Genomic DNA, 9,256 nt, shown 5'->3' on the forward strand with positions numbered 1-9,256 from the left:
ACCGTGGCTCCTCCTCTTAATCTCAAATGTTGTTAAAAGTGAATTTTTTTTATTTCGTTATGTTAATGTTTTTCAATTATCATAAAAAAAACTTAATTAATAAAACATGAATATAAGAAAAAACTATTAAATTAATTTAGAATAAATTAAAATAATGAAATAGCTTTGTCAAAATTTTCAAAATGAAAAAAGTAACAATAGTACTTTCATTATTATATGCGTGCATTACTTCTGCACAAGAAAAAGATTCAATACAGACAAATACATTAGGCGAAGTAATTATCAATACTTTTATAAAAAAAGATACCGATACTTCAAAGAAAATGCCGTTGAAGTTTATCGAGAATCCTCAAGTTTTTTCGAGTATTGATAAATCAGTTTTAGATCATCAAGTTATTTTTACAGTAGACGATGCTTATCGTAATGTAACTGGTTTACAAAAAATGTGGAATTCTACCGGTCGATCTGGAGATGGAGGAGCTTATGTTACTTTAAGAGGTTTTGTTTCCAACAACTCTTTACGTAACGGTTTGGTAGCCCCTGTTTCTACTACAATAGATGCTGTAAACTTAGAAAGATTAGAAGTATTGAAAGGTCCTTCTGCTACAATGTTTGGTAGTAATGTTACGTCTTATGGAGGTGTTGTAAATAGAATTACAAAAAAACCGCATGAAAATTTTGATGGATCAGTAAGTATTGCAGGTGGAAGTTATAATTACTACCGTGCATCTGCAGATATTAATGCTCCAGTTACGAATGATAATAAATTAATGTTTAGAGTCAATACAGCGTATACAAATTCTGGTACTTTTCAGAAAAAAAATAGTGGAAATGAATATTTTGCTTTTGCTCCATCATTACGTTACAAACCGAATGATCGATTAGATATCAACGTTGATCTTGAAATGTACGAAAATAATGCAATGGCTGAGCAGATGTTTTTTTACTTAGCAGGTAATCCTTCTTTAGGGATTAATAATATGAAAGATTTTGAAAGAGTTTTGGGATTAGATTACAAACAATCTTATGTTGGAGATGGTCTTAAAGCCAAATCAAAAGTCAGAAATTTATTTGGTCAAATAAATTATAAAATTAACGATCATATTAAATCATCTACGAATATTAGTAATGCTTATTCTCAATCGAACGGATTTAGCCCATATTTTTATGTAGCTCCAGAAAGTACTTATACTAAAAATCCATTAGATACAGAATTAGGCGTTATGCGTGCTGATCAATCAACAAGAAATAGTAAAAAAACAATTTTCCAATTACAACAAAATTTTAATTTCGATTATACATTTGGTAAAATGAGAAATAGAACGGTTGTTGGTTTAGATTATATGCAAACGAAAGATAATCAGCTATTTATTTCTGGTGATTTTGATTGGGTTCCGTTTAAAAATGGAAATTATTCAAACATGAATAATCATACTTTACAAGATTTTTATAATACTTCGAATTCGGTTGGTGAATATCCAATAATAGGTGAATTAAATACGTATAGTGCATATATTTCAAATGTTTTTACACCAATACAAGGATTAAATATTTTAGCTTCTATTCGTTACGAGAATAATGATTCTAAAAAAGGAATATTATATTCTAACGAAACAAAAGCATATTCGCAATCAGCTTGGTCCCCAAAGCTTGGTTTTGTGTATGAATTTGTTCCAAGTAAGTTTTCAGTATTCGGAAACTACCAAAATAGTTTCAAAAGCAATGGATATTATGCCATAGATAAAGAAAATACTCAAGTTCTTTCTGATCCTGAAAAAGGAAATCAATTTGAAGGAGGTTTTAAAATGAATATTTTTAATAATAAAATTAATGCGACCTTAAGTTATTATAATATCAATGTCAAAAATTCTTTATTATATACAGGAGAATATACTGATACTTTTCAATCTGTTCAATCACAATCAGGAAAGGTAAAAAGTGAAGGGGTAGAATTAGAGCTTAATGCTTATCTAGTGAAAGGATTTTCGCTAGTAGGAGGTTTGGCTTATAATAATGCAAAAATTGAAGAAAATCCAACAGATACTTCTTTAGAAGGAACAAGACCTACAACTGCTGGTTCTGAGTGGTTAGCAAATTTTAATGCAAGTTATCAATTCTTAGATGGTAAAATAAAAGGATTAGGATTCGGAATTGGAGCAAACTATGCGAGCAAAAATCAAGTAAATAGCACCTTTTATTTACCAGAATATTTTATCGTAAATGCAAATGCTTTTTTCGATGCGAAGAAATTTAGAATAGGTGTAAAAGTAGATAATCTAACAAATGAACATTATTGGATTGGTTATACAACAGCAAATCCACAACAGTTAGTAAATGTTTCGGGAAGTCTTACATATAAATTTTAATCAAAAATGGCTTCCAAGCAAAAATCATCAAAAAAAGTAGGAAAACTGAAAAAAATATTTGGTAAACTACATCTCTGGTTTGGGTTAATTATTGGATTAATAATTTTTGTTGTTTCAGTAACTGGGGCGTTATATGTTTTCAAAGATGAATTTGAAAATATTGCGCGTAAGGATGTTATCTATCATCAAGAAAAAGATGTAGAGAATAAGAAAGTTATCCCAATTTGTCAACTTGAAAAATTAGTTGACGAACAAACCCAAGAAAAATATCCTATTCATTGGGTAAATATACCAATGGATAAAAACATGTCTTATATGTTCTATTGGTATGAACATGATGTAAATGCTTGGAATTATTTTGATGAATTTCCTATTTATAAACAAGCTTATGTAAATCCTTATACAGGGAAAGTTTTAAGAGTTTATGATGAAAAAAATGGCTTTTTTAATATCGTAAAAATGATACATTGGAGTTTCTTATTAAAACAGAGCTGGGGAAGCTATGTGGTAGGAATTCCTGTTATTATCTTTATTTTTATGTTAATTAGCGGTATTGTATTATGGTGGCCAAAAAATAAAGCTGCTAAAAAACAACGCTTCTGGTTCAGATGGAAAAACATAAAAAATTGGAAACGTAAAAATTATGATCTTCATAATATCTTAGGTTTTTATTCTTCAATTTTCGCTTTAATATTTTCTATTACTGGATTATTTTATTCTTTTTTCTTTATTCAAGCTGCTATTTATGTGATATTTTCGGGAGGCAATACAACTTATCCAGATTTTTCTCATATAAAAACATCTGCGCCAATTGAATTAAGACAAGAATCTACACTCGATAAGATTATTGAAACTGTAAAAACCAACTATCCTAACTCGTATGGTTTCTCTATTGATTTAGGACATGAACATATGGACGATCATGAACATCCAAATTTTGAAGTTTATGTTGCACATAAAAAACAAGTTTATTATAGCAGCAGTAGTTTAATTTTTGATGAAAATTCAGGAGAATTGCTACATATACATGATCCAAAAGATAAGAACTTTGGAGAGAAAGTTGTTGGAGCAAATTATGATATTCATGTTGGATCTATTTTAGGATTGCCTACAAAAATATTGGCTTTTGTTGTAAGCTTAATTTCTGCTTCTCTACCAGTAACAGGTTTTATGATATGGTGGGGAAGAAGGAAAAAAAAGAAGAAAAGTTAAGTTGTTTTTAAATAAACGTTAAGATGTCAAAGGACCTCTAATTCATTTTTTATGTGAATATGAGGTCTTTTTTTATCAAAGACAATGCTTATTTAGATAAATGCTTAATCAACTAACTTCAAATTTTACAGAAAGTTTAGGAAATTGCAAAACGTTGTATCGAAGACTTAGACGATAATAACGAATATCAGAAAATTCATAATTAAAACTGAATTTGAATATAGAAAAAGGTTAAAAAATGTCATATGATTTGTAGGCGAGTGTCAAAAAGTTGAGAGGCATGATTAAAATGTTTTACTGNNAATCAAAGACAAGTCTTTTTTGGTTCCTTTTTTTGACGGTTCCCCGAAGGGCATATGAATACTGATAATTAAAATTTAAAATTAATCAATAAAGAAAAGAACAATAAGAAAAGGAATACCTAAGCCATACTATGGGATCTCCTTCTAATTTCAAATATTTTTAATAATCTTGTTCTACGATTTCTTTGGCTAATTCAATTTTAATTCCTTTGTATTTCAGGTATTTATTACATAATGTTTTAGGACAGGGGAATTGGTCTAATTCCAATTCAGTTTTAATTTAATTAGGAATGGTTTTATCATGAAATAGAAAACAATTACCCTTGTAGAAAATAAAAATGATAAATTTAATATTGCTGCATATTCTAAACCTTGTTGCATTCCTGCACCCACACTATGATTATTTTCTTTAATTTCAATAATTCCGATTGGAATATTCGGTTTATAGTATAAAATATAGTCTGCACGTTTATTTACCACGAGCAGTAAGATTTCCACAAATATGAATGCGTGCATCTGTAAAAGTCTTTTGTTCAAAATATGGATGCATTCTATCCCATCCAGCATTTTCTTTCGCAGGAGTAATTAATTTAGTACTGATATCTTTTTCAGAAAATTGACGTTTATCCATAGTAAAAGTTTAGGAAATAAATAAACAAAATCAACAAAATCAAATAACGAATAATATCAAAATAATAGATAAATATTTACGGAAACCATAGTTGTATTAATTCATCAAAATTATGTGTCATATACGACAAAGTAGGACATTTAGAGATATTATTGTACCATAATATCAAAGAATAAGATAGAGTAGAAGTAGTAAATAAGATCTAAGCTTAGGTAATGGATGTTAATGAGATATAGATCAAGTACAATAACAGTAATTTTAATGAAATAGTTAAGGATTTTGAAACTGAATAATTTTCATCAATAAATCGAATGTCGAAGAAAAAAATCTAGAAAATAATGTAATGTACCGAAAATCCTTTAAAACAGTTAACACCGAACGAACACCGAACGAAGTACGGACAAACACCAAACAAACCTAACAGAAAATTTTTCGGTTAAGATAGAATTAAAAACCTCAATTATCATTCGATAATTGAGGTTAGGAGTTATATTACAAAGTCTTAATAGATTAGTCTTGGTAAACTAAACCTTCGTAACAGATATTGTAAATTTCTTTTAACTCTTCTAAAGTTGGTACTCGTGGATTAAATCCTGTACAAGGATCAACTAAAGCATTATTAGCAATATAATCTAAGTTTTTATCCCAATCTTCTTTTGAAATACCAAATTCTTTAATCGATCCAATATTATTCACTTCGCTTCTTAACGTTTCAATAGCTTGTGCTAATTCTTCAGCCGTTGATTTTCCAATAACTTTTGCTAAATCAGGAAAACGATCTGAAACTTTTGCGTTATAACGAATAACATTAGGTAAAAAGATGGCATTCGACATACCGTGAGGGATTCCGTATAATGCCCCAACTTGGTGAGATAATGAGTGAACAATTCCTAACCATGCATTATTAAATGCTAAACCTGCCATAAAAGATGCATCGTGCATGTTTTGACGAGCTTTGATGTTCGTAGGGTTATTCACCGCTTCTTTTAAGTTATCAAAAACAATTTCTAAACCTCCTTTCGCTAAAACATCAGCGTAGTTATTTTCAATATTCGATACATAAGCTTCTACACAATGTGTTAAAGCGTCTAATCCTGTATTTGAAGTTATGTGAGCAGGCATAGAAGCACAAATTTCTCCGTCTATAATGGCAACATCCGGTGTTAATTCGTAAGAAACGATAGGGTATTTCACACCTTTTTCACGATCTGTAATTACGGCTAAACCAGTTGTTTCTGTTCCTGTTCCACTTGTAGAAGGAATCGCAATAAATTTTGCTTTTTTTCTTAACGTAGGTACAGTAAATGGTGTTGTCATGGCATCAAAATCAGCATCAGGATGTTCGTAGAAAACCCACATCATTTTTGCAGCATCAATTGCTGAACAACCACCTAAACCAACAATCCAATCTGGTTGAAATTCACGCATAGCTTCAGCACCTTTAAAACTTGTAGCTGAAGAAGGATCTTCTTCAACCCCATCAAATACAATAGTTTCTATACCAGCTTCATTTAAATATGCAATCGCCTTATCTAAAGTTCCACTTTTACGCATAGAACTTCCTCCAGTTACAATAAATGCTTTTTTACCTTTGATATTTTTTAATTCGTCTAAAGATCCAGCGCCATGAAATACTTCACCCGCAACAAATAATTTACTCATTTTATATTTTATTTTATTCGGCAAAGTTAGCGGCTAAAATGTCTTTACTATTATACAAACAGGACTACGTGTTATACATTTGAGCCAATTCTTGTTGTAATTGTGTAGGGGTTTCGTTCAATTTTGCTTTTACAAATTTATTCAAAGCAGCAGGTGAATTAAAGCCTAAATCAAAAGCAATTTCTTTATGAGGACGATCTCCAAACATCAGCTGGCGTTTAATTTCAGTTAAGATGCGGTGATGAATGGCATCAATAGCCGTTTCTCCACAATGCTTTTTCGTAATGGTGTTTAATTTTTTAGGCGTGATGTGCAATTGATCCGCATAATACTGAACCGTACGTTGAGTTTTGTATCGCTCGTTCAAGAGTTTTTTAAAATGCACATATAATTGTTGATCGCTGCTATGAGATGTCGAAAGTAAGGCGTGTTGGCCATGTACAGATTCAATCAGTGATAATAAAAACGTTTTAATAAAAAAACGTGCTTGTTCTTTCTTGATCAAACTAGGGTGGTGATAAATATCTTGTACAATTTTTACAGTGCGTAAGCCTTCTTTAAATGGTTCTTCTTCTAAAATTGTGCAATTCAATTGGGTGGATAAATTGACATTGTATACGCTAAGTTCATTCTTAAGAATATCCGAACAAAAAAGCACTTCATCAAAAAGTATAAGTTTTCCTTTTATTTGTTCAGATTGAACTTGTATTAAACTGGCCTGATGAGGGAAAATAACAGCTACTTTATGAGGACGAAGAATATGTTTATTTTCTTCAACTTGTAAAGCCAGAATGCCTTCTTCAACCATCAAGACACAAAAGTGTGTATTTTGATGAGGTATGGTATAGGGGGCTAAAGTAGCGGATGTAAAATCGAATACACGAAAAGATAAATTTTCGTCTTCTCTTTTTTGATTAAAATCTTTTAGGTGATACTGCTTCATTTCGTTTTCTTCATTCGATTTCGTTACAAAATTAGAATAAAACTATAGGATATCGAATTAAATTTGTAAATTTTCAGCGAAAAGTGGATACGAATTTTGATAACGCAGCCAATGCTTCACATACTCAATAAAATAAGATATACTTATTGCGACGAGGGGTACCTGGTAAGCGGTGTAAGAAAAGCTTTCGAGAAACTTCTTTAATCAAAAAAATCTAAAAACTAAATGCTAGAGAATCTCACATTTTACCTGATCCTAGTAATCATCACCGTTTTGCTGGTGATGCTTGCCAAAAAAATAAAAGTTGCATATCCGGTTTTGCTGGTCCTGGCCGGTCTGGGCATCAGTTTTATTCCCGGCACGCCTAAAATTCATATAGAACCTGAACTAATATTTTTTATATTCCTGCCGCCACTTTTGTATGAAGCTGCCTGGGCGACTTCTTGGAAAGAATTATGGCGCTGGCGCAGGATTGTGGTCAGTTTTGCTTTCGTGGTAGTGTTTATTACCTCTTTGGTTGTAGCTTTTGTCGCCAATCATTTTATTCCTGGATTTTCGCTGGCACTGGGTTTTCTATTGGGGGGAATAGTTTCGCCGCCGGATGCCGTGAGTGCCGGAGCGATTTTGAAATTTGTAAAAATCCCGAAACGGTATTCTTCCATTCTTGAAGGTGAAAGTTTGCTGAACGATGCTTCATCATTGATTATTTTTCGCTTTGCAATGATTGCCGTTGCGACGGGACAATTCATCTGGCACGAAGCTGCCCTTAGTTTTCTGTGGATGTGTATCGGGGGTGCTGGAATCGGAATCCTTATAGGAATTTTCTTTATGAAGATGCACCGCTTGTTGCCAACTGATGCCAATATCGATATTGTACTCACAGTCGTAACGCCGTTCCTCATGTATCTTGTGGCGGAAGAGCTTCACGCTTCCGGTGTTTTGGCTGTAGTTTGTGGTGGTTTGTTGCTTTACAACAGAAGTCATTCTTTTCTGGCTACTTCATCGCGTTTAGGGACGCTAAATGTTTGGAGCAGTTTGGTTATTTTGCTGAATGGTATTGTTTTTATGATGATCGGGCTCGATCTACCACAGATTGTTTCAGGGCTTGAAACAGATTTGTTCACAGCATTTGGTTATGGCGTTTTGATTACAGTTATTCTGGTTATAACAAGAATCGTTGCGGCTTATGGTGCCGTATTCACCACGATGATTATGCGTAATTTCATCACTGTTGCCGACCGACAAAATCCAGGCTGGAAAGTGCCTGCTTTAATTGGTTGGACGGGAATGCGCGGCGTGGTTTCACTGGCTGCTGCACTTTCAATTCCGCTGACATTGCAGGATGGAACACCCTTTCCGCACAGGAACTTGATTTTATTTATCACTTTCGTGGTCATCCTGCTCACTTTGGTGGTTCAGGGTTTGACGCTGCCTTTTCTCATCACAAAATTCAAAATTCAGGATCCTGATTTTACCCGCTCTGAAAAGGAAATCGATAATGAAATCCGGAACGAACTTGCAAAAATAGGAGTGAAAAGAATCCAGGATACCCATTTCGAAAAACTTGAAAAATTCCCGGCGATAAAGGATCAGTTACAAATCTGGGAAAATCGTGTCAACAGTTCGGAAGTCATTCTGAATTTTCCAGAATACCGTGAAGTTTACTTGGATATCATAAACCATCAGCGCGAATGGCTGATCTCCAAAAACCGTGAGGAACTTCTTCTTGACGAAGAAATTGTACGTAAACATTTAAAAATGCTCGATTTACAGGAAGAAAAACTGGGAATGCATTAATTTTAAAAACAAAACACTTTGTTGACGTGGAGAGTTATTCTTTTGTACTAAAAGATATTACACGTGAATTTTCTTAAAGGAGGTTTTGTTCAATCGTATTTATAAGACAATTATCAAATGGATCAAATACACGGAAGACCCAATCATCCACAAACACAAGGAAAAATTGAACACTATTACAGAACCATCAAAAATGGTAAAACTTGATAATTACTTCGCTCCAGAAGAATTAAATTTTTCTAATGAAATCTGTGCTTGGAGATTCAATGATGATAAAATGAATATGAAGTACCAGATTTTCATTAACGTAAATTGTATCGAACTGGATATCCCCCTGAATTTT

7 protein-coding genes are annotated in these 9,256 nt (G+C 32.4%); 3 read left to right on the forward strand and 4 right to left on the reverse strand.

What is annotated here, in order from left to right:
- The first annotated feature begins 182 nt into the window (after positions 1 to 182).
- Positions 183 to 2,366 (forward strand): TonB-dependent siderophore receptor, encoded by a 2,184-nt coding sequence (locus tag B3R94_RS10195; protein WP_291100609.1) that lies wholly within the window; start codon positions 183 to 185, stop codon positions 2,364 to 2,366.
- Positions 2,367 to 2,372: 6 nt separating this feature from the next.
- Positions 2,373 to 3,578, forward strand: coding sequence for a PepSY-associated TM helix domain-containing protein (locus tag B3R94_RS10200; RefSeq protein WP_291100612.1), 1,206 nt, complete (start codon positions 2,373 to 2,375; stop codon positions 3,576 to 3,578).
- Positions 3,579 to 4,138: 560 nt separating this feature from the next.
- Here B3R94_RS10200 and B3R94_RS10205 read toward each other — a convergent pair.
- The 4 genes from B3R94_RS10205 to B3R94_RS10220 form a co-directional block, all read right to left on the reverse strand.
- Positions 4,139 to 4,396 carry a hypothetical protein gene (locus tag B3R94_RS10205; RefSeq protein WP_280046417.1) on the reverse strand — a complete coding sequence of 86 codons (258 nt, stop codon included), beginning with the start codon at positions 4,394 to 4,396 and terminating at the stop codon, positions 4,139 to 4,141.
- Positions 4,350 to 4,511: a hypothetical protein gene (locus B3R94_RS10210; protein WP_160279566.1), complete on the reverse strand. Its 162-nt coding sequence runs from the start codon at positions 4,509 to 4,511 to the stop codon at positions 4,350 to 4,352. The genes B3R94_RS10205 and B3R94_RS10210 overlap by 47 nt, the downstream gene beginning before the upstream one ends.
- A gap of 510 nt (positions 4,512 to 5,021) precedes the next feature.
- Entirely contained in the window at positions 5,022 to 6,173 is a 1,152-nt protein-coding gene (locus B3R94_RS10215) for an iron-containing alcohol dehydrogenase (protein WP_038330306.1), read from the reverse strand.
- A gap of 64 nt (positions 6,174 to 6,237) precedes the next feature.
- Complete coding sequence (locus B3R94_RS10220; RefSeq protein ID WP_038330308.1) at positions 6,238 to 7,116, reverse strand: helix-turn-helix domain-containing protein; 879 nt, start codon at positions 7,114 to 7,116, stop codon at positions 6,238 to 6,240.
- A gap of 225 nt (positions 7,117 to 7,341) precedes the next feature.
- Between B3R94_RS10220 and B3R94_RS10225 the strand changes: the two genes are divergently transcribed.
- Positions 7,342 to 8,913 carry a Na+/H+ antiporter gene (locus B3R94_RS10225; protein WP_291100615.1) on the forward strand — a complete coding sequence of 524 codons (1,572 nt, stop codon included), beginning with the start codon at positions 7,342 to 7,344 and terminating at the stop codon, positions 8,911 to 8,913.
- Positions 8,914 to 9,256 lie beyond the last annotated feature (343 nt).

It is taken from the genome of Empedobacter sp. UBA7611 (assembly GCF_002484365.1).
Lineage (GTDB): Bacteria > Bacteroidota > Bacteroidia > Flavobacteriales > Weeksellaceae > Empedobacter > Empedobacter falsenii_B.

Excerpts from the sequence above, each read along its gene's own strand:
- B3R94_RS10195 (WP_291100609.1), top strand. The coding sequence starts at position 183 with ATGAAAAAAGTAACAATAGTACTTTCATTATTATATGCGTGCATTACT.
- B3R94_RS10200 (WP_291100612.1), top strand. The coding sequence starts at position 2,373 with ATGGCTTCCAAGCAAAAATCATCAAAAAAAGTAGGAAAACTGAAAAAA.
- B3R94_RS10205 (WP_280046417.1), bottom strand. The coding sequence starts at position 4,396 with ATGCACGCATTCATATTTGTGGAAATCTTACTGCTCGTGGTAAATAAA.
- B3R94_RS10210 (WP_160279566.1), bottom strand. The coding sequence starts at position 4,511 with ATGGATAAACGTCAATTTTCTGAAAAAGATATCAGTACTAAATTAATT.
- B3R94_RS10215 (WP_038330306.1), bottom strand. The coding sequence starts at position 6,173 with ATGAGTAAATTATTTGTTGCGGGTGAAGTATTTCATGGCGCTGGATCT.
- B3R94_RS10220 (WP_038330308.1), bottom strand. The coding sequence starts at position 7,116 with ATGAAGCAGTATCACCTAAAAGATTTTAATCAAAAAAGAGAAGACGAA.
- B3R94_RS10225 (WP_291100615.1), top strand. The coding sequence starts at position 7,342 with ATGCTAGAGAATCTCACATTTTACCTGATCCTAGTAATCATCACCGTT.